At 65.1% G+C, this 18,437-nt stretch carries 19 protein-coding genes; 7 read left to right on the top strand and 12 right to left on the bottom strand.

The annotated features are described in order from the left end of the window. Positions 1-53: 53 nt before the first annotated feature. The 3 genes from lysA to argH all read right to left on the bottom strand — a co-directional run bounded on the left by lysA (position 54) and on the right by argH (position 3,124). Complete coding sequence (gene lysA, locus MTX21_RS29760; protein WP_280968186.1) at positions 54-1,319, bottom strand: diaminopimelate decarboxylase; 1,266 nt, start codon at positions 1,317-1,319, stop codon at positions 54-56. Between the two features lie 23 nt (positions 1,320-1,342). Continuing rightward, on the bottom strand, positions 1,343-1,633 hold the full coding sequence (locus MTX21_RS29755; RefSeq protein ID WP_280968185.1) for a lipoprotein: 291 nt from the start codon (positions 1,631-1,633) through the stop codon (positions 1,343-1,345). A 93-nt stretch (positions 1,634-1,726) separates the two neighbouring features. Next, positions 1,727-3,124: an argininosuccinate lyase gene (gene argH / locus MTX21_RS29750; protein ID WP_280968184.1), complete on the bottom strand. Its 1,398-nt coding sequence runs from the start codon at positions 3,122-3,124 to the stop codon at positions 1,727-1,729. Positions 3,125-3,242: 118 nt separating this feature from the next. Here argH and MTX21_RS29745 point away from each other — a divergent pair, with 118 nt between their 5' ends. Continuing rightward, entirely contained in the window at positions 3,243-3,905 is a 663-nt protein-coding gene (locus tag MTX21_RS29745) for a TlpA disulfide reductase family protein (RefSeq protein ID WP_280968183.1), read from the top strand. Here MTX21_RS29745 and MTX21_RS29740 read toward each other — a convergent pair. The 6 genes from MTX21_RS29740 to MTX21_RS29715 form a co-directional block, all read right to left on the bottom strand. Beyond that, positions 3,902-4,096: a putative motility protein gene (locus MTX21_RS29740; RefSeq protein ID WP_280968182.1), complete on the bottom strand. Its 195-nt coding sequence runs from the start codon at positions 4,094-4,096 to the stop codon at positions 3,902-3,904. The two genes, MTX21_RS29745 and MTX21_RS29740, sit on opposite strands and share 4 nt — an antisense overlap. A gap of 241 nt (positions 4,097-4,337) precedes the next feature. Then, entirely contained in the window at positions 4,338-5,219 is an 882-nt protein-coding gene (locus tag MTX21_RS29735; protein WP_280968181.1) for a 3-hydroxybutyryl-CoA dehydrogenase, read from the bottom strand. Between the two features lie 212 nt (positions 5,220-5,431). Beyond that, positions 5,432-6,376 (bottom strand): FAD-binding protein, encoded by a 945-nt coding sequence (locus MTX21_RS29730; RefSeq protein ID WP_280968180.1) that lies wholly within the window; start codon positions 6,374-6,376, stop codon positions 5,432-5,434. Then, a complete protein-coding gene (locus MTX21_RS29725) occupies positions 6,376-7,125 on the bottom strand; it encodes an electron transfer flavoprotein subunit beta/FixA family protein (RefSeq protein ID WP_280968179.1) in 750 nt (249 codons plus the stop codon). The genes MTX21_RS29730 and MTX21_RS29725 overlap by 1 nt, the downstream gene beginning before the upstream one ends. A 126-nt stretch (positions 7,126-7,251) precedes the next feature. Further along, the gene (locus MTX21_RS29720) at positions 7,252-7,824 is read right to left on the bottom strand and encodes a cob(I)yrinic acid a,c-diamide adenosyltransferase (RefSeq protein ID WP_280968178.1); all 573 of its coding nucleotides are present in this window, start codon (positions 7,822-7,824) and stop codon (positions 7,252-7,254) included. Between the two features lie 22 nt (positions 7,825-7,846). After that, positions 7,847-8,041: a twin transmembrane helix small protein gene (locus tag MTX21_RS29715; RefSeq protein ID WP_279374876.1), complete on the bottom strand. Its 195-nt coding sequence runs from the start codon at positions 8,039-8,041 to the stop codon at positions 7,847-7,849. 340 nt (positions 8,042-8,381) lie between these two features. Here MTX21_RS29715 and MTX21_RS29710 point away from each other — a divergent pair, with 340 nt between their 5' ends. Beyond that, positions 8,382-9,275 (top strand): YihY/virulence factor BrkB family protein, encoded by an 894-nt coding sequence (locus MTX21_RS29710; protein ID WP_280968177.1) that lies wholly within the window; start codon positions 8,382-8,384, stop codon positions 9,273-9,275. On the opposite strand, the gene MTX21_RS29705 is transcribed toward MTX21_RS29710, so the two are convergent. Together MTX21_RS29705 and gluQRS are read right to left on the bottom strand one after the other, a co-directional pair. After that, positions 9,202-10,464, bottom strand: coding sequence for an ATP-binding protein (locus MTX21_RS29705; protein WP_280968176.1), 1,263 nt, complete (start codon positions 10,462-10,464; stop codon positions 9,202-9,204). The genes MTX21_RS29710 and MTX21_RS29705 overlap by 74 nt on opposite strands. A gap of 102 nt (positions 10,465-10,566) precedes the next feature. Further along, positions 10,567-11,439 carry a tRNA glutamyl-Q(34) synthetase GluQRS gene (gluQRS, locus tag MTX21_RS29700; RefSeq protein ID WP_280968175.1) on the bottom strand — a complete coding sequence of 291 codons (873 nt, stop codon included), beginning with the start codon at positions 11,437-11,439 and terminating at the stop codon, positions 10,567-10,569. A 223-nt stretch (positions 11,440-11,662) separates the two neighbouring features. On the opposite strand from gluQRS, the gene MTX21_RS29695 reads away from it, so the two are divergent. The 4 genes from MTX21_RS29695 to MTX21_RS29680 all read left to right on the top strand — a co-directional run bounded on the left by MTX21_RS29695 (position 11,663) and on the right by MTX21_RS29680 (position 16,452). After that, positions 11,663-12,310, top strand: a complete 648-nt coding sequence (locus tag MTX21_RS29695) for a DNA-3-methyladenine glycosylase 2 family protein (protein ID WP_280968174.1) — start codon at positions 11,663-11,665, stop codon at positions 12,308-12,310. Between the two features lie 95 nt (positions 12,311-12,405). After that, complete coding sequence (locus tag MTX21_RS29690) at positions 12,406-13,491, top strand: DUF2855 family protein (protein ID WP_280968173.1); 1,086 nt, start codon at positions 12,406-12,408, stop codon at positions 13,489-13,491. A 78-nt stretch (positions 13,492-13,569) separates the two neighbouring features. Continuing rightward, positions 13,570-15,345 carry an NAD(P)/FAD-dependent oxidoreductase gene (locus MTX21_RS29685; RefSeq protein ID WP_280968172.1) on the top strand — a complete coding sequence of 592 codons (1,776 nt, stop codon included), beginning with the start codon at positions 13,570-13,572 and terminating at the stop codon, positions 15,343-15,345. A 132-nt stretch (positions 15,346-15,477) separates the two neighbouring features. Further along, on the top strand, positions 15,478-16,452 hold the full coding sequence (locus MTX21_RS29680) for a peptidyl-alpha-hydroxyglycine alpha-amidating lyase family protein (protein WP_280968171.1): 975 nt from the start codon (positions 15,478-15,480) through the stop codon (positions 16,450-16,452). 136 nt (positions 16,453-16,588) lie between these two features. On the opposite strand, the gene MTX21_RS29675 is transcribed toward MTX21_RS29680, so the two are convergent. Further along, positions 16,589-17,566, bottom strand: coding sequence for a tripartite tricarboxylate transporter substrate-binding protein (locus MTX21_RS29675; protein WP_280968170.1), 978 nt, complete (start codon positions 17,564-17,566; stop codon positions 16,589-16,591). A 162-nt stretch (positions 17,567-17,728) separates the two neighbouring features. On the opposite strand from MTX21_RS29675, the gene MTX21_RS29670 reads away from it, so the two are divergent. Continuing rightward, on the top strand, positions 17,729-18,286 hold the full coding sequence (locus MTX21_RS29670) for an HNH endonuclease (protein WP_025033554.1): 558 nt from the start codon (positions 17,729-17,731) through the stop codon (positions 18,284-18,286). Positions 18,287-18,437: the final 151 nt, after the last annotated feature.

Raw genomic sequence — 18,437 nt, 5'->3', positions numbered from 1 at the left:
GCCAGGACGACGACCGAACAGGAGACGCGGTTGTGCCGCCCCTCGCCTCGTGATCACAGCCACGGCGCCGGCTTGTCCATCGCGATCAACTGCTCGACCTCGATGCGCGGGCGCACCACCGCGTACTGGTCGTCCTTCACCAGCACCTCCGCTACCAACGGCCGCGTGTTGTAGGTGCCGGCCTGCACGGCGCCATAGGCGCCGGCGGTCATGATGGCCAGGAGATCGCCGGGCTTTGGCGTCGGCAGCGTGCGGTCGAGGGCGAGATAGTCGCCGGTCTCGCAGACCGGGCCGACGACGTCGGCCATGATGGTGGCCGCGCCCTTCGCCGGCTGCTTCACCGGCAGGATGTCGTGGTGCGCCTCGTACAGCGTCGGGCGGATCAGGTCGTTCATCGCAGCGTCGATGATGACGAAGTTCTTGCCGTCGCCGTGCTTCACGTAGATCACCTTGGTGACCAGGATGCCGGCATTGCCGACGATCATGCGGCCCGGCTCGAACATCAGCGTGCAGCCGAGATTGTGGGTGACGCGCTTGACCATCGCCGCATAGGCGTCGGGTGCCGGCGGCGCCTCGCGGTCCATGTAGTAGGGAATGCCGAGGCCGCCGCCGAAATCGACATGGGAGATGTCGTGGCCGTCGGCGCGCAGCGTCTGCACGAACTCGGCGAGGATCCGGAACGCGGTCTCCATGTTCGAGAGATCGGTGATCTGGCTGCCGATATGCACGTCGGTGCCGGTCACCTCGATGCCAGGCAGCTTCGCCGCGCGGGCATAGACCTCGCGCGCGTGCGCGATCGGGATGCCGAACTTGTTCTCGGACTTGCCGGTGGAGATCTTTGCGTGCGTGCCGGCATCGACGTCGGGATTGACGCGGACCGAGATGCGCGCGGTCTTGCCCATCTCGGTGGCAAGGCGCGAGAGCAATTCGAGCTCGGGCTCGGATTCGACATTGATGCAGAGGATGTCGGCGGCGAGCGCGGCGCGCAGCTCCGCTTCCGTCTTGCCGACACCGGAGAACAGGATCTTGCTGCCGGGAATGCCTGCGGCCAGCGCGCGCTTCAGCTCGCCGCCCGAGACGACGTCAGCGCCGGCCCCGAGCTTTGCCAACGTGCGCAGCACCGACTGGTTGGAATTGGCCTTCATGGCATAGCAGACCAGCACCTTCTCGCCGGCAAAGGCCTCGGTGAAGACGCGGTAGTGCCGCTCGAGCGTCGCGGTCGAATAGCAATAGAACGGCGTGCCGACAGTTGCGGCGAGGTCGGACAGGTTCACCGCCTCGGCGTGCAGCACGCCGTTGCGGTAGTCGAAATGGTTCATGGCGTTGGCTCGGTTGCCCCGGGTCAGTTTCCGGGCTTTTCGTCCAGGAGCGGGTCGAGGATAAACGATCGTTTCTTGCCCCTGGGCGCCGCCGGCGCGGCTTCCGCACCGTAGGTGGGATTGAACACGCTCGGCGTCCTCTGGGCTTCGGTCTCGGTGTCCGTCGGCGCGGCAATGTTGGCCGTGGACGCGTTGGAGGCGGTCGGCGGCAAGTCGAGCGGGCCCTTTCGGCCGCAGCCGGCAAGCGCGAGCGCCGTCAGGCTAAGGACAATGATGGCCCACCCCGAGCTGGCCGGGCGAAACTTTGACGTCACGACGAGATCCCCACTACGCGGGCCGCACCATACAGAGATTGGCGCGCTCTGGCGAGAGCCGGATGGTTATGAAACATAAGCGAAATTTTACCCTCAGCCCAATTTTCGCTCTTTTTCAAGCCGCTTCGCCCAGGCCTTGGCCTGGGACGCCACGTTCTTCGGCGCGGTGCCGCCGAAGCTGGTGCGGCTCTTCACCGACGATTCGACCGAGAGCACACCGAACACGTCCTTGCTGATCTTCGGCTCGATCGCCTGCATGTCCTTGAGCGGCAGCTCGTGGAGCGCCACACCATCCCTGGCGGCCTGCGCCACGATCCGGCCGGTGACGTGATGGGCTTCGCGGAACGGCATTTTCAGCGTCCGCACCAGCCAGTCGGCGAGATCGGTCGCGGTGGCGTAGCCCTCGCCTGCGGCGGCCATCATCTTGGCTTCATCGGGCACGAGGTCGCGGACCATGCCGGTCATGGCGCGGACCGCGAGCGACAGCGCGGCAAAGCCCTCCATGGCGCCCTGCTTGTCCTCCTGCATGTCCTTTTGATAGGCGAGTGGGAGGCCCTTCATCACGATCAGAAGCCCGTTGAGCGCGCCGATGACGCGCCCGGTCTTGGCGCGCACGAGCTCGGCCGCATCCGGGTTGCGCTTCTGCGGCATGATGGAAGAGCCCGTGGTGAACTTGTCGCTGAGCCTGACAAGGCCGACCAGCGGCGAGGTCCAGATCACGATCTCCTCGGCAAAGCGCGACATATGCACGGCGCAGATCGAAGCGGCCGACAAGGTCTCCAGCACGAAGTCGCGGTCCGAAACCGCGTCCAGCGAATTCGCCATCGGACGGTCGAACAGAAGCGCCTTCGCGGTGGCATGACGATCGATCGGGAACGAAGTGCCGGCGAGCGCGGCCGCGCCGAGCGGCGACTCGTTCAGCCGCTTGCGCGCGTCCTGGAAGCGGCCGCGATCGCGCGCGGCCATCTCGACATAGGCGAGCAGATGGTGGCCGAAGGTCACGGGCTGCGCGGTCTGTAGATGTGTGAAGCCGGGCATCACGGTCGCGGCATGCTCGAGCGCGCGCTCCACCAGCGCCTGTTGGAACGCGGCAAGCGCGGCGTCCAGCTCGTCGATCACGTCGCGGACGAACAGGCGGAAGTCGGTGGCGACCTGGTCGTTGCGCGAACGCGCAGTGTGCAGGCGGCCGGCGGCAGGGCCGATCAGCTCGGACAGCCGGCTCTCGACATTCATATGGATGTCCTCGAGCGCGCGCTTGAATTCAAAGCCGCCCTTGCCGATCTCTGACAAAATCGTGTCTAGACCCTTGCCGATATTTTTCGCATCAGAGGCCGTGATGATGCCCTGCGCGGCAAGCATCGCGGCGTGCGCCTTGGACGCGGCAATGTCCTGGGCAAAGAGGTGACGATCGACGTCGATGGAGACGTTGATTTCCTCCATGATCTCATCGGGACGTTCCGAGAACCGGCCGCCCCACATCTTGTTGCTCATGATCCCTTGCTCACGCCTTGGCTTGTCGCTGCGCGGCCTGTGCCGCACGTTTGCTGGCCGCAGCCAGCCGTACTAAGAGGCCCCTGATAGCCATATCTGCGACCGGATGACAAACGATATGCTCGACCAGAAGCCCTCCGCCACGCGCCGGATTCCCCTCGTCATCGCCACCGTGGCGATCGGAGGGCTGGCCGGCTTTGCCGCGCTGTACGGGCTGGGCCTGAGCCGCGCGCCCAGCGGCGATCCGGCCTGCCGGGCCGCGGTGACCACCGCGCAGAAGATCGCCCCGCTCGCCCGTGGCGAGGTGGCGGCGCTGACCATGGCGAGCGCCCCCCTGAAGCTGCCCGACCTCGCCTTCGAGGACGCCGACGGCAAGCCGAAGAAGCTGTCCGATTTCCGCGGCAAGACCTTGCTGGTGAACCTTTGGGCCACCTGGTGCGTGCCCTGTCGCAAGGAAATGCCGGCGCTGGAGGAGCTCCAGGCCAAGATGAGCGGACCGAATTTCGAGGTGGTGGCGATCAATATCGACACCCGCGACCCGGAGAAGCCGAAAAACTTCCTGAAAGAGGCCAATTTGACCAGGCTCGGCTATTTCAATGACCAGAAAGCCAAGGTTTTTCAGGATCTTAAGGCTATAGGCCGGGCGCTGGGAATGCCGACCTCCGTGCTGGTCGATCCCCAGGGCTGCGAGATCGCGACGATCGCCGGGCCCGCCGAATGGGCGAGCGAGGACGCGCTGAAGCTGCTCCGAGCCGCGGTTAACCCTGCGGCGGCGTTTTAGGCCGTGATGTTGAGGTTGCCGCCCACGCCAGGGCCGACATTGGCAAGCGAGGGCTGACCGGCGCCGAGCAAGGTCAGGACGGCGGATTTCTCCACATCCATGTTCTGCTTCATCACAGTCGCCGACACCTGCGACTGGAATGCGCCCTGCTGAGCGGCCAGCATGGTGCTGACCATCGCCATCATGTCCATTACGCGAACCCTCGTACCGGCTGCAGCCTAGGCGCGAGGGGTTAACGAGAGGTGGAGAGTTCGGACGGCTTCGTGTCGCAGACACAGTCCGACACGAAATGCCGTAGGTGAGCAAAGCGGCTTGTCCGCCGTAGCCCGACGAGCGAAGGCGGAAGCGTGCTCACCAATTCCATCACATGATTGGAGAATGGTGGGCACGGCGCTTCGCGCCTTTGCCCAGCCTAGGGCGCCACGAGACCGATCAGCGGGTCGGAACCGGCTTGGCGCCGCGATAGTCGTAGAAACCGCGCTGGGTCTTGCGGCCGAGCCAGCCGGCCTCGACGTATTTCACCAGCAGCGGACACGGCCGGTACTTCGAATCGGCCAACCCCTCGTGCAGCACCTGCATGATGGAGAGGCAGGTATCGAGGCCTATGAAGTCAGCGAGCTCCAGCGGGCCCATCGGATGGTGGGCACCGAGCTTCATCGCGGCGTCGATCGCCTCGACGTTTCCGACGCCCTCATAGAGCGTGTAGATCGCCTCGTTGATCATCGGCAGCAGGATGCGGTTGACGATGAAGGCCGGGAAATCCTCGGAGACCGCGACCTGCTTGCCGAGCTTGGCGACGAATTCCTTGGCCGCCTCGAAGGTCTGGTCGTCGGTGGCGATGCCGCGAATCAGCTCCACCAGCTCCATCAGCGGCACTGGATTCATGAAGTGGATGCCGATGAAGCGCTCGGGCCGGTCGGTCGCGGCGGCAAGACGCGTAATCGAGATCGAGGAGGTATCGGACGCCACGATCGCCTCCGGCTTCAACACCGCGCAGAGCTCGTGGAAGATCTTGCGCTTCACCTCCTCCTTCTCGACCGCGGTCTCGATCACGAGGTCGCAGTCGGCAAGGTCGTCGAGCTTCTCGGCCAGCTTGATGCGCGCGAGCGCCTTGGTCTTGTCGTCCTCGCTGACCGCCCGCTTGGAGACCTGGCGCGCCAGATTGCCGTTGATGGTGGCCATGCCCGATTTGAGTCGATCGGCCGAGACATCGTTGAGCACGACCTCGAAGCCGGCCAGCGCCGCAACATGCGCGATGCCATTGCCCATCTGCCCCGCGCCGATCACGCCGACCTTGTTGATCACTGCCGCCATAATGTCATCCACCGGAACGGCGCGCACGAACCGCGCCTGTCTATCCCCTCAGCCGGGAGGTCCGATTTAATCAGAACCTTGATTTAATCAGAACCTTGGCTCGAAACCTAGATCGGATACGCCTCTTCCGCGCACCTGCACGGAAGAAAACGCCTCAAAAATGAAACACCGGCCGGAGTGTACCCCCTCCGGCCGGTGTTTTTGACGCCAATTTACTTGCCGAGCTTGCCGAGTTCGGCCGTGAGCTCCGGAACCGCCTGGTAGAGGTCGGCGACCAGTCCATAGTCGGCAACCTGGAAGATCGGCGCGTCCTCGTCCTTGTTGATCGCGACGATCACCTTGGAGTCCTTCATGCCGGCCAGATGCTGGATCGCGCCGGAAATGCCGACCGCGACATAGAGCTCAGGGGCCACGACCTTGCCGGTCTGGCCGACCTGCCAGTCGTTCGGCGCATAGCCGGCATCGACCGCCGCGCGCGAGGCACCGACGCCGGCCCCTAACTTGTCGGCGAGCGGCTCGATGTATTTGGTAAAGTTTTCCCGGCTCTGCATCGCGCGACCACCGGAGACGATGATCTTCGCCGAGGTCAGCTCGGGGCGGTCGCTCTTGGCGACTTCCTCGCCGACAAAGGACGACAGGCCCGGATCGGCCGCCGCCGCCACGTTCTCAACAGCCGCGCCGCCGCCTTCGCCCGTCGCGGAGAAGGTGGAGGTGCGGACCGTGATGACCTTCTTGGCATCCTTCGACTTCACCGTCTGGATGGCGTTGCCGGCATAGATCGGGCGCTCGAAGGTGTCGGGTGCGACCACCTTGGTGATCTCCGAGACCTGCATGACATCGAGCAGCGCGGCGACGCGCGGCATCACGTTCTTGAAGCGCGAGGTCGCCGGCGCGACGATCGCGTCATAGCCGGACGCCAGCGACACGATCAGCGCAGCCAGCGGCTCGGCGAGATCGTGCGCGTAGAGCGCGCCGTCGGCGAGCAGCACCTTCTTCACGCCGGCGAGCTTGGCGGCGGCATCCGCCGCGGCCTTCGCGTTCTGGCCGGCGACCAGCACCTCGACGTCCGCGCCGAGCGCGGCAGCCGCGGTCAAGGCCTTGTTGGTCGCATCCTTCAGCGACGCATTGTCGTGTTCGGCAATCAGAAGCGTCGTCATCAGAGCACCCCGGCTTCGTTCTTGAGTTTCGCCACCAGTTCGGCGACGTCCTTGACCTTGACGCCTGCCTTGCGGCCCGGTGGCTCCGTCGTCTTGAGAACTTCGAGACGCGCGGTGACGTCGACGCCGTAATCGGCGACTGTCTTCTCCGCGATCGGCTTCTTCTTCGCCTTCATGATGTTCGGCAGCGAAGCATAACGCGGCTCGTTGAGGCGCAGGTCGGTGGTGACGATCGCCGGCCCCTTCAGCTTGACAGTCTGCAGGCCGCCGTCGACTTCGCGCGTGACCTTGAAGTCGGAGCCGTCGACCTCGAGCTTGGAGGCGAAGGTCGCCTGCGACCAGCCGAGCAGCGCGGCCAGCATCTGGCCGGTCTGGTTGCTGTCGTCATCGATCGCCTGCTTGCCCAGGATAATCAGGCCCGGCTGTTCTTCCTCCGCGACCTTCTTCAGGATCTTCGCGACGGCGAGCGGCTCGACGGTGCCCTCGGCCTTCACCAGGATGCCGCGGTCGGCGCCCATGGCAAGACCGGTGCGGATCGTCTCCGACGCCTGCGCCGGTCCGATGGAGACCACCACGACCTCGGTGGCCTTGCCGCCTTCCTTCAGGCGCAGCGCTTCCTCGACCGCGATTTCGTCGAACGGGTTCATCGACATCTTGACGTTGGCGAGTTCAACGCCCGATCCATCGCCCTTGACGCGGACCTTGACGTTGTAATCGACCACCCGCTTTACCGGCACTAAGACCTTCATCGATCCTCTTTCACTTATTTTGGGAGGGGGGTTATCAACTGGCGCGGAACCTAAAGGCCTGATCCGGCCCGGTCAACGCGCGAACGGGCCAAATTTTGGGTGGGCCGAACGCTACCCCCCAATGGGTCAGCGGTTCTGGCCCGGAACCCACAGCACGTCGCCCGCGCCATTATGATTTGCGGAGCGGCTCGCCACAAACAGGAAATCGGACAGCCGGTTCATATACTGAATGCCAGCCGCGCCGACCGGCTCGCCCGGCTTGGCGGCAAGCTCCACCATCACCCGTTCCGCCCTGCGGCATATCGTGCGCGCGACATGGAGATGCGCCGCCGTCGGGGTGCCACCCGGCAGCACGAAGGAGGTCAGCGGCGCCAGGTTTTCGTTGAGCGCGTCGATGTCGCGCTCAAGCCGCTCCACCTGGCTTGCCACGACCCGCAGCCGGTCCGCTTTGCCCTCACGCTCGGGCACCGCAAGGTCGGCGCCGAGATCGAACAGATCGTTCTGGATGCGGCCGAGCATCGCATCGAGATCGGAGGCGTCCTTGGTATGGAGCCGCACCACGCCGATCGCGGCATTGGTCTCGTCGACCGTGCCATAGGCCTCGATGCGCAGATCGTACTTGGCCCGGCGTTCACCGGTGCCGAGCGCCGTCGTGCCGTCGTCACCGGTGCGGGTATAGATGCGGTTGAGCACGACCATGTTTGCCTCGCGGATCTCTGCGCTAGCGGCCCATCGCCCACACCGCCAGCATGGCGATGATGATCGCCACGAACTGAAGCAGCACGCGCCACCGCATCAGCTTCTGCGAGGTGTTGGGCGAGCCGCCGCGCATCATGTTGACGAGTCCGAGCAGCAGCACCAACGCCACGGCGCCGGCTGCCACCGGCAGGATGAAAGAACTCAAAAGGGATGCCATTGGGGCTAGATAACACCGTGCTTGCCGATGCGCCATGGCGTCGCCGTGGCGACCGGCGTCATTCCGCGGCGATGCGACGGGACCGCGCAAAAGCGCCGCCCCGGAGCATCGAGCCCGGAATCCATTTCGCCATTAGCACCGCCGCTGAATGGATTCCGGGTTCGCGCTGCGCGCGTCCCGGAATGACGATCGACGGGGAACGGCCGCATCCACGATCTGGCTTTTAGGTCAATAATATCAGATGCTAGCGGGATGATCTCCGATCTGCGCCAATTGTCTGCCTTGTTCGCCTCTCCCCATATGCGGGGAGAGGGAGCAGCATCAGCTATGTAGGTGGCGCGTGAAGGCGGTTCGCTACCTCTATATCGTCGCGATGGATGCGTTCTACACGTTCCTCGCCGACGACGGCTGGGCGATTGCGAGCCATATCGCGCTGTCGACGCTGATGGCGCTGTTCCCGTTCCTGATCGTGCTGACCTCGCTCGCCGGCTTCTTCGGCTCCAAGGAGCTCGCCGACCAGGCCGCAGGCCTGATGCTGCAGGTCTGGCCGAAGCAGGTCGCCGATTCGATCTCGGGCGAAGTCCACGACGTGCTGACCACCACCCGCTCCGGCGTGCTGACGATCGGCGCGGTGCTGTCGGTCTATTTCGCCTCGAACGGCGTCGAAGCGCTCCGGGTCGCGCTCAACCGCGCTTATGCGGTGGTTGAGATGCGGCGCTGGTACTGGCTGCGGCTGGAGTCGATCGGCTACACGCTGGTCGCCGCCTTCACCGCGCTTGCCATGGCGTTCCTGATCGTGCTCGGGCCGCTCATCATCGAGGCGGCGCGGCGCCACATCCCGCTATTCGTCGAGTCCAACGAGAGCATCCTCACTTGGCTGCGTTACGGCATCACCATCGGCGCACTGGTCGTGGCACTATTCATCCTGCACGCCTGGCTCCCGGCGGGACGGCGCGGCTTCCTGCAGATCCTGCCCGGCATCGTCTTCACCGTGGGGGCATCGCTGATCTCCGGCATCGTGTTCGGGCAATATCTGGCGCGCTTCGCCAACAACTACGTGACGATGTATGCGGGCCTCGCCTCGGTGATCATCGCGCTGGTGTTTTTGTATTTCATCGCCGCGATCTTCGTCTACGGCGGTGAGCTCAATGCCGCGATCATCAAGTCGCGGCTTCCTCACGGCGTCTCGCTTCAAGCAGCGCAGTCGCTAAAGCCCGCGGGGACACAGGCTTGACCAGGAAGGCGTCGGCGCCAGCCTGACGCGAGGGCACCTCGTCCTCGCCGCGGCCCGACACTCCGATGATGGGGATATGAGCGAGCGGCGGCGGCATAGTGCGGATCCGCTTGATCGCCTCGATGCCGCCGATGCCCGGCAGCACCATATCCATCAGCACCGCGTCGAAGGTGCCCTGCGCGAGCCGGTCGACCGCATCCTCGCCGCGCCCGACGAACTCCGCATGATGGCCGAGCTCGGTCAGGATGGTGTTGAGCACGACCCGGCCGAACGGATTGTCTTCCACGCTGAGCACGCGCAAGGCCGCCACCGCATCAGCCTCGGGATCGTCGCTGCCCAATCCGTGGGGCTCGCCTGATCCCGACGCATGCAGCGATACCGTCAGCGTGAAGGTGGCGCCGCCGTTGCGCCGCGGAGCGACCGTGATGTCGCCGCCCATCGCACGCGCCAATTGCTTCACCGAAGACAGCCCGAGCCCGGCGCCGCCGAAGCGCGCCGCGATGGTGACGTTGGCCTGGGTGAACGGACGGAACAGCCGCTTGATCTCGGCCATGCTCAGGCCGATGCCGCTGTCGGAAACCGCAAACGCAACGCCGACCTTGCCCTTGTCTTTCGCCTTACCGCTGCCCGCTGGGGGACGCCAGGGCGCGACCGCAAGAGCTACGCCGCCCCGGTCGGTGAACTTCACGGCATTGTCGATCAGGTTCTCGAGCGCAGCGCGCAGGCGGACGGGATCGCCCACCACCAGGGCGGGAAGCTTGTCGGAGATCTCGACCTGGGCCTGAAGTCCCTTGGCCGCGGCGCGCCCGGCCAGCGAGTCGCCCATGCTGCGGGCCAGCGCCCGCAGGTCGAACAGGTCCTGGCGCAGCGCGTTTGCGCCCTTCCCGGTCCTGGCCGCGTCGACGAACAGGGTGGCAAGGCTCGCCAGGTGCTCGGCGCCGGCCTTGATGGTATCGGCCCAGCGCCGCTCCCGCTCGCCGAGATCGGAGGTCGCCAACAGGTCGCTGATCGCCAGAATTCCGGTCAGAGGCGTGCGGACCTCATGGGCGAAAGCAGCCAGCGCCGCCTGGACCACGTCGGGCGTGATGGCCGTGGCGCGTTTGCGCGCCGGGGCAACCACCCCGGACCGCTTCCGAGGCGGCCGCCTGGACGTCCGCGTGGTGCGCAATGCGCGCGTTTTCGCCGCCATGAATCCCTTCGAAGTATCGCTTCGAACCCCCGGGCTCACGGCGAGCATCGCACGGAGGAACACTCCGAGTCACGGCGACCTTTTGCTAAACCCCAGAGAAACTTAACCTAATCCCACCAGCCGGCGGATGTCGGCGGGCGTGGCGCCGGCCGCGCGCAACTCCCGCAGACCGGTCGAGCCGGTCGATTTCGACAGCTTCCGCCCCGCCTCGTCGCGAATCAGCCGGTGATGACGGTAAGCGGGCTCGGGCAGATCGAGCAGACTTTGCAGCAACCGGTGCACCGAGGTGGCGTGAAACAGGTCCTGGCCCCGCACCACCTCGCTTGCGCCCTGGAGCGCATCGTCGACCACCACCGACAAATGATAGCTGGTCGGCGTCTCCTTGCGCGCGAGGATGACGTCGCCCCACGCCTCGGGCCGCGCCGTGACAAGGTTGCGCTCGCCGTCCGGCCCTTCGCCCAATTCGTGCCAAGTCAGGTCGGCAACCCAGCGGCAGGCGGCCGCCATATCGAGCCGCAAGGCATAAGGCGCGCCGGACTCGATGAGGCGCGCGCGCTCGTCGGTCGGCAGCGACTTCGCGTCACCGGGGTAAAGCGGCGCCCCGTCGGGATCGCGCGGCCAGGGCCCGGCCGCCTCGCGCCCGGCTATCAGCCTCGCGATCTCGGCGCGGCTTTCGAAGCTGGGGTAGACGAGGCCGAGCACGGCAAGCTTCTCCAGCGCGGAGTGGTAGTCGGCAAGATGCTGCGACTGCCGCCGCACCGGCGTCTCCCAAGTGATGCCGAGCCAGGCGAGATCGTCGTAGATCGCCGTCTCGTATTCCGGCCGGCAACGCGTCGCGTCGATGTCCTCGATTCGCAGCAACAGCCGCCCGCCGCTCTCACGCGCACGGTCGAAGTTCAGCAGCGCCGAATAGGCGTGGCCGAGATGTAGGAAGCCGTTCGGGCTCGGCGCGAATCGGAAAACGGGTGGCGACATACGACAGATCTCGTCATGGCCGGGCATAGCCGTCTGAAGGACGGCGTGCTTCCGCTCACCTACGACCCGGCCATCCACCTTCTTCGGTGCCACATGCCGATCGTGTCAAGCTCAGGGACGAATACGAAGACCGTCACTCATGCTAACAATGATGCGCGGTTAGAAAGACGTCATGGCCGGGGCAAGCCCGGCCATGACGCTGGAAAGAGCTTGCCCAACCCCAATGACCATCCACCTCGAAAGCCAGTCCGATCTCGAAGATGCCGTCCAAACGCTGGTGAAACGCGACCCGCGCCTCAAACCCGTATTCGAGGTCGCCGGCATGCCCGCCTTGCGGCGGCGCGAGCCGGGCTTTGTCGGGCTTGCGCACATCGTCTGCGGGCAGCAGCTCTCAACCGCAAGCGCCGCGGCGATCTGGGGTCGGTTGTCGGCCGCTTTCGATCCATTCGACCATGACGCGGTGCGCCGCGCCCGCACCGACCGGCTGGGACGGCTCGGCCTCTCCGCCGCCAAGATCAAGACCTTGAAGCATCTTGCGCGCGAGATCACCGCGCAGCGGCTCAACCTCGAGGTGCTCGCCGAAGAGGACGCTGACGCGGCACATCACACCCTGATCTCGCTGCCGGGCATCGGGCCGTGGACGGCCGACGTCTACCTCCTGTTCTGTCTCGGCCATGGCGATGCCTGGCCGGCCGGCGACCTCGCCGTGCAGGAAGGCATCCGCATCGGACTGGGTTTGAAGGCACGGCCGACGGAAAAGCAGATGGCGCCGCTCGCCGAACCATGGCGGCCGCTGCGCGGCGCCGCGGCGCATCTGTGGTGGAGCTACTATCGCGCCGTGAAGAAGCGCGAAGGCGTGCTGACGGCCTGAAATGGCCGAACACCGTTTAAAACTATGTTGCTGTTGCAAACGGCACGCGCGTGACCGATGAGATGCCGGCGCGGACAGGAGCCGGGATCAAGACCATGACAGCCGCCGAGTTCATCGTTGCGCGAGACGATCTCGAAACGTGCAAGACGATCGCAACCGAGCTTCCTGCCGGCGAGGCGCTGCCGCAAGATGCGCTGCTCGTGAAGGTCGAGCGCTTTGCCTTCACCGCAAACAACATCACCTACGCTGTGCTCGGCGACGAACTGAAGTACTGGCAGCTCTTTCCCGCACCGAACGGCTTCGGCAACATTCCGGTGTGGGGCTTCGGCGAGGTAATCGCCTCGAAGCATCAAAACGTCGCCGTGGGCGAACGCCTCTTCGGCTATTTCCCGATGGCAACGCATCTCGTGATCGAGGCCACCGATGTCAGCAAACGCGGCTTGCGCGACGGCGCCGCGCACCGGCAGGGCGTGGCGCCGGTCTATAACGCCTATTCGCGCATCGGCGGCGATCCCGCTTACGCAGGCCGCCAGGGCGACTATCAGGCGCTGCTGCGGCCGCTGTTCATGCTCTCGTTCCTGGTCGACGATTTCCTCGCCGAGAACGACGATTTTGGCGCGCGGACCGTGCTGCTCTCGAGCGCCTCGAGCAAGACAGCGTTCGGGCTTGCGTATCTTCTGCACACGCGCGGGCGCAAGGTGATCGGATTGACGTCGGCCGGCAATGCGGGCTTCGTTGCCTCGCTCGGCTGCTATGACGAGGTCGTCACCTACGACGGTGTGACGACGCTGCCGTCGGATACGCCGGTCGCCTTCATCGACATGGCCGGCAACAGCGCACTGCGCGCTGAGCTGCACCGGCACTTTCGCGATCAGATGAAATGCTCCGTGCGCGTCGGATTGACGCATCGCGCCACCGATGCCGACGAGGGTGAGTTGCCCGGCGCGAAGCCGCGCTGGTTCTTCGCTCCCGACCAGATCCGCAAGCGCGCCAAGGAATGGGGCCCCGGCGGCATCGAGCAGCGTTTTGCCACGGCATGGTCCGGCTTCGCTCCGCTCCTGGAGACATGCCTGACCGTCGTCGAGAGCCGCGGACCGGAGGCCGTGCGGCGCGTCTATCTCGGCACGCTGAAGGGCCGTATTCCGCCTGAGCAGGGCCACATGCTCTCCTTGCTCGGGTAATCGGCTTTTGGGCGCTGGCGAAACGGTATAGCGTCGATCTCAGAGGAAACGCCGCGAAGACGGCCATGAGGTTCGCGCATGCTGGACAGGACGAAGGATATTTCCGTATCCGCGCAAGCCTGGCTCGATGAGTTCGAGCGCACGCTGGGCAAGCCTGATCGCACTGCGCTGGACCGCCTCTTCCTCGCCGACAGTTTTTGGCGCGATGTGCTGGCGCTGAGCTGGAACCTGCAGACGATCGCCGGCCGAGATGGCATTGCGCAAGAGCTGGCGACGCTCGCGCCCAAGGCGGCACCACGCAGCTTCCAGATCGCACAGAACCGCGCGGCGCCGCGCTGGGTGGCGCGCGCCGGCACCAACAACATCGAAGCGATCTTCAATTTCGAGACCGCGATCGGCCGCGGCAGCGGCATCGTCCGGCTCGCTCCCGATCCCGCTGACGGCGACCGGTTGAGGGCATGGACGCTGCTCACGGCGCTCGACGAGCTGAAGGGTTTTGAGGAACAGCTCGGCACGACGCGGCCGCGCGGACAGGCCTACTCGCGCGATTTCCGCGGGCCGAACTGGCTCGATTTGCGCAAGGCATCGACCGACTACGCCGATCGCGATCCCGCCGTGCTGGTGGTCGGCGGCGGACAGGCCGGGCTCGCGATTGCAGCGCGGCTGAAGCAGATGAAGGTCGATACGCTGATCGTCGACCGATGGCCACGGATCGGCGACAACTGGCGCAAGCGCTATCACGCGCTGACGCTGCACAACCAGGTGCAGGTCAATCACCTGCCCTACATGCCGTTCCCGCCGAACTGGCCGGTCTATATCCCCAAGGACAAGCTCGCCAACTGGTTCGAGGCGTATGTCGATGCCATGGAGCTGAACTTCTGGACCGGCACAGAATTCGAGGGCGGCTCCCACGACGATGCGAAGGGCCGCTGGACGGTCACGCTGCGCCGCGCAGACGGAACCAAGCGCATCATGCATCCGCGCCATGTGGTGATGGCAACCGGCGTCAGCGGCATCGCGAACATCCCGGACCTCCCGAGCCTCGACAATTTCAAGGGCACGTTGGTGCATTCGAGCCGATACGAGGACGGCGAGAACTGGACAGGCAAGCGCGCCATCGTCATCGGCACCGGTAACAGCGGCCACGATATCGCGCAGGATCTTTATTCCAGCGGCGCCGAGGTGACGCTGGTGCAGCGCTCGCCGACACTGGTCACCAATATCGAGCCGTCGGCGCAGCTTGCGTATGCGACCTACAATGAGGGCACGCTCGAGGACAACGACCTGATCGCGACCTCGATGCCGACGCCGCTCGCGAAGAAGACGCATGTGATGCTGACGGAGCAGTCGAAGGAGCTCGACAAGGAGCTGCTGGAGGCCTTAGGGCGCGTCGGCTTCAAGCTCGACTTCGGCGAGGCCGGCACCGGCTGGCAGTTCAAATATCTCACCCGCGGCGGCGGCTATTATTTCAACGTCGGCTGCTCCGATCTCGTCGCCCAGGGCGCGATCAAGCTGAAGCAGTTCGCCGACATCGAGGGTTTTGTCGCCGAAGGCGCGCGAATGAAGGACGGCGCGCTCCTCACCGCCGACCTCATCGTTCTCTCCACCGGCTACAAGCCGCAAGCCTATCTGGTGCGAAAGCTGTTCGGCGACGGCGTCGCCGATCGCGTCGGCCCGATCTGGGGCTTCGGCGACGGCTTCGAGCTGCGCAACATGTATGCGCGCACCAGGCAGCCCGGCCTGTGGTTCATCGCCGGCAGCCTCGCGCAGTGCCGCATCAACTCGAAATATCTCGCCCTTCAAATCAAGGCGATCGAGGAAGGGATGCTCGGGCGCGATGTAGGCGCGGCTTGAGCCTCTCGTCATTGCGAGCGGAGCGAAGCAATCCAGAATCTTTCCGAAAGCCAGTCTGGATTGCTTCGCTGCACTCGCAATGATGGTGTGGCAACGACCGCGCGTCGCTGAAACGAACAAGAGGAGAAGCCAATGCCAGCCATTCTCGGCACCGGCGAGCACCGCTACCGCGTCGTCGACAACTTCGCAAAGCTGCCGGATGGTTGGCAGCTCACCGACGTCGCCTCCGTCGCCGTCGACAGCAAGGACCGCATCTACGTCTTCAACCGCGGCGCCCACCCGATGGTGGTGCTGGACCGCGAGGGCAATTTCCTGCGGAGCTGGGGCGAGGGCCTGTTCTCGCGTGCGCACGGCCTGCACATCGACGCCGACGACAATCTCTACTGCACCGATGACGGCGACCACACCGTGCGCAAATGCACGACCGACGGCAAGGTGCTGCTGACGATCGGCATTCCCGAGAAGCCGGCGCCGTTCATGAGCGGCGATCCCTTCCATCGCTGCACCCACACGGCGCTGTCGCCAAAGGGCGAGATCTACGTCTCGGACGGCTATGGCAACGCGCGCGTGCACAAGTTCACCCCTGACGGCAAGTTGATGAAGAGCTGGGGCGAGCCCGGCACCGATCCCGGCCAGTTCAACATCGTCCACAACATCGCGACCGACGCTGACGGCTGGGTCTACGTCGCAGACCGTGAGAACCATCGCGTGCAGGTGTTCAACGACGAGGGCAAGTACGAGGCGCAGTGGAACAATCTGCACCGGCCCTGCGCACTGTGCTGCTGCGGCGGAAAGCAACCGACTTTCGTCGTCGGCGAGCTCGGCCCCGGCATGGCCGTCAACCGCAAGGTACCCAATCTCGGCCCGCGGCTGTCGATCGTCGACGCCAAGGGAAACCGCATCGCGCGGCTCGGCGGCGAGGAAGGCCCGGGCATTGCGAGCGGCAAATTCCTGGCGCCGCACGGCATCGCGCTGGATTCGAAAGGCGACATCTATGTCGGCGAGGTCGGCGTCACCGACTGGAAGACCAGTTTTCCCGACGAGGAGATGCCTGCCGCAGTGCGCACCGCGCGATGCCTGCAGAAGCTGGAGCGGGTACCGGAGTAGACGCGCAAACAGGACCGCCGCACGCCGTCGAGGCGACAGTGCCCACCCAACGTCGTCCCGACGAAGACTGGTCATCGTGTGGTACTGAGACTATCCGATGTGGCGGCATCGTTCGACACGTCAAGCTGTCGAAGGCTCACTCGACCTTGATCCCCGACGCCTTGATGATCGGCCACCAGCGTTCGGCCTCTTCCTTCTGGTAGGCGCGCAGCGCTTCCGGGGATTGCTGCATCAAGGGCGAGACCTGGATGCCGAGCTCGGCGAAGCGCTGCTTCACCTGCGGGCTCGCCAGGATCTGCACCATGGCGGCGTTGAGCTTTGCGATGACGTCTTTCGAGGTGCCCTTCGGCGCCCACAAGCCGTACCACAGCGACGCGGAGAAGCCGGGCACGCCGGCCTCATCCGCGGTCGGAATGTTCGGCCAGGACGGCGAGCGCGACTTGCTCGTGACGGCGAACGGCTTGATGGTGCCGGCGCCGACGAGGGATTTGAAGTTCGAGGCCGGCTCGATCATCGCATCGATCTGGCCGGCGACGAGGTCCTGCATCGCCGGACCATTGCCGCGATACGGCACGAACTGGAATTGCGTGCCGGTTTCCTTCTGGAACGAGATGCCGGCGAGATGGCCGGTGGCGCCGACACCGGCGATGCCGACCGACGCCTTGTCCGGATTTGCCTTCAGCCACACGATCAATTGTTTGAGATCGTCGGCGGGCAGGTCCTTGCGGCCGACGATCAAGAGCGGCTCGCTGCCGATCAGGATGACCGGTTCGAGATCGCGCAAGAGGTCGAACGGCAGCGCGTAGAGCCCGCCGGTCAGCATGTGCGTGGTCGAGGTTCCGATCGACAGCGTATAGCCATCGGCTGTGGCGCGCACCGCGCGGCCGACGCCGAGCGAGCCGGCCGCACCGCCGACATTTTCAATGACAATGGGCTGCTTCAGCACGGCGTGCAGGCGTTCACCCAGGAACCGCGCCAGCGTGTCGGTCGCACCGCCCGCCGGGAACGGCACGATCATGGTGACGGGGCGCGCAGGATAATCCTCGGCCATAGCAGGCCCGATCGACGCAGCACCGAGCACGGCCGCGAGCAGCACGGCGAGCCAGCCTCGCATGGATCTTCCCCAAATCGCGGCGTTTTTTGCGCGCTTGCCACCCGGCCGCCGCATTGCGTGCGGCTGAATAAGTCGCTCGGCGGGCTTCACAATCCCGTCACGCTGCATGTAGTATGTCAATACATGCTGCTTCGCAGCGTATATGGAGGCCGGGAGCGTTACTTGAACGCACATGTCTCGCAAGGCAGTTGGCCGGTGTTGGTGCTGAATGCGGACTTCCGGCCGCTGAGTTATTACCCGCTGTCGCTCTGGTCCTGGCAGGACGCGATCAAGGCGGTGTTCCTCGACCGTGTCAACATCGTCGCGCATTACGATCAGGCGGTTCGAAGTCCCACGCTGGAAATGCAACTGCCGAGCGTCGTCTCGCTCAAATCCTTCGTCAAGCCGACCACCCATCCCGCCTTCACCCGTTTCAACGTCTTCCTGCGCGATCGTTTCGCCTGCCAATATTGCGGCTCGCCCGAAGACCTCACCTTCGATCACATCATCCCGCGCAGCAAGGGCGGCCAGACCACCTGGGAGAACGTGGTCGCGGCCTGTTCGCCCTGTAACTTGCGCAAGGGCAATCTCACCCCGGCGCAGGCAAAAATGTTTCCGCGCCAGACCGCCTTCGCCCCGACCGTGCACCAGCTCCACCGCAACGGCCGTCTCTTCCCGCCGAATTATCTGCACGATAGCTGGCTGGACTATCTCTACTGGGATACGGAGCTGGATCCGTAGGATCAGCGCACACGGGGCAACTGGCCCGCGTTTCGAGTGGCCCCCCGATCTCAAGCCGGCGCGATGAGAGCACGGCTGGTCACGCCAAAATCCTCTCCAATCCGTTACCGGACCTTAAGATTCAGGCGGCAATCTCTCCCGCAATACTGCC

Origin of the sequence: Bradyrhizobium sp. ISRA430 (assembly GCF_029909975.1) — a bacterium.
Lineage (GTDB): Bacteria > Pseudomonadota > Alphaproteobacteria > Rhizobiales > Xanthobacteraceae > Bradyrhizobium.
Note: the sequence above shows the minus strand (reverse complement) of the source record. Positions and strands in the feature narration are given on the sequence as shown.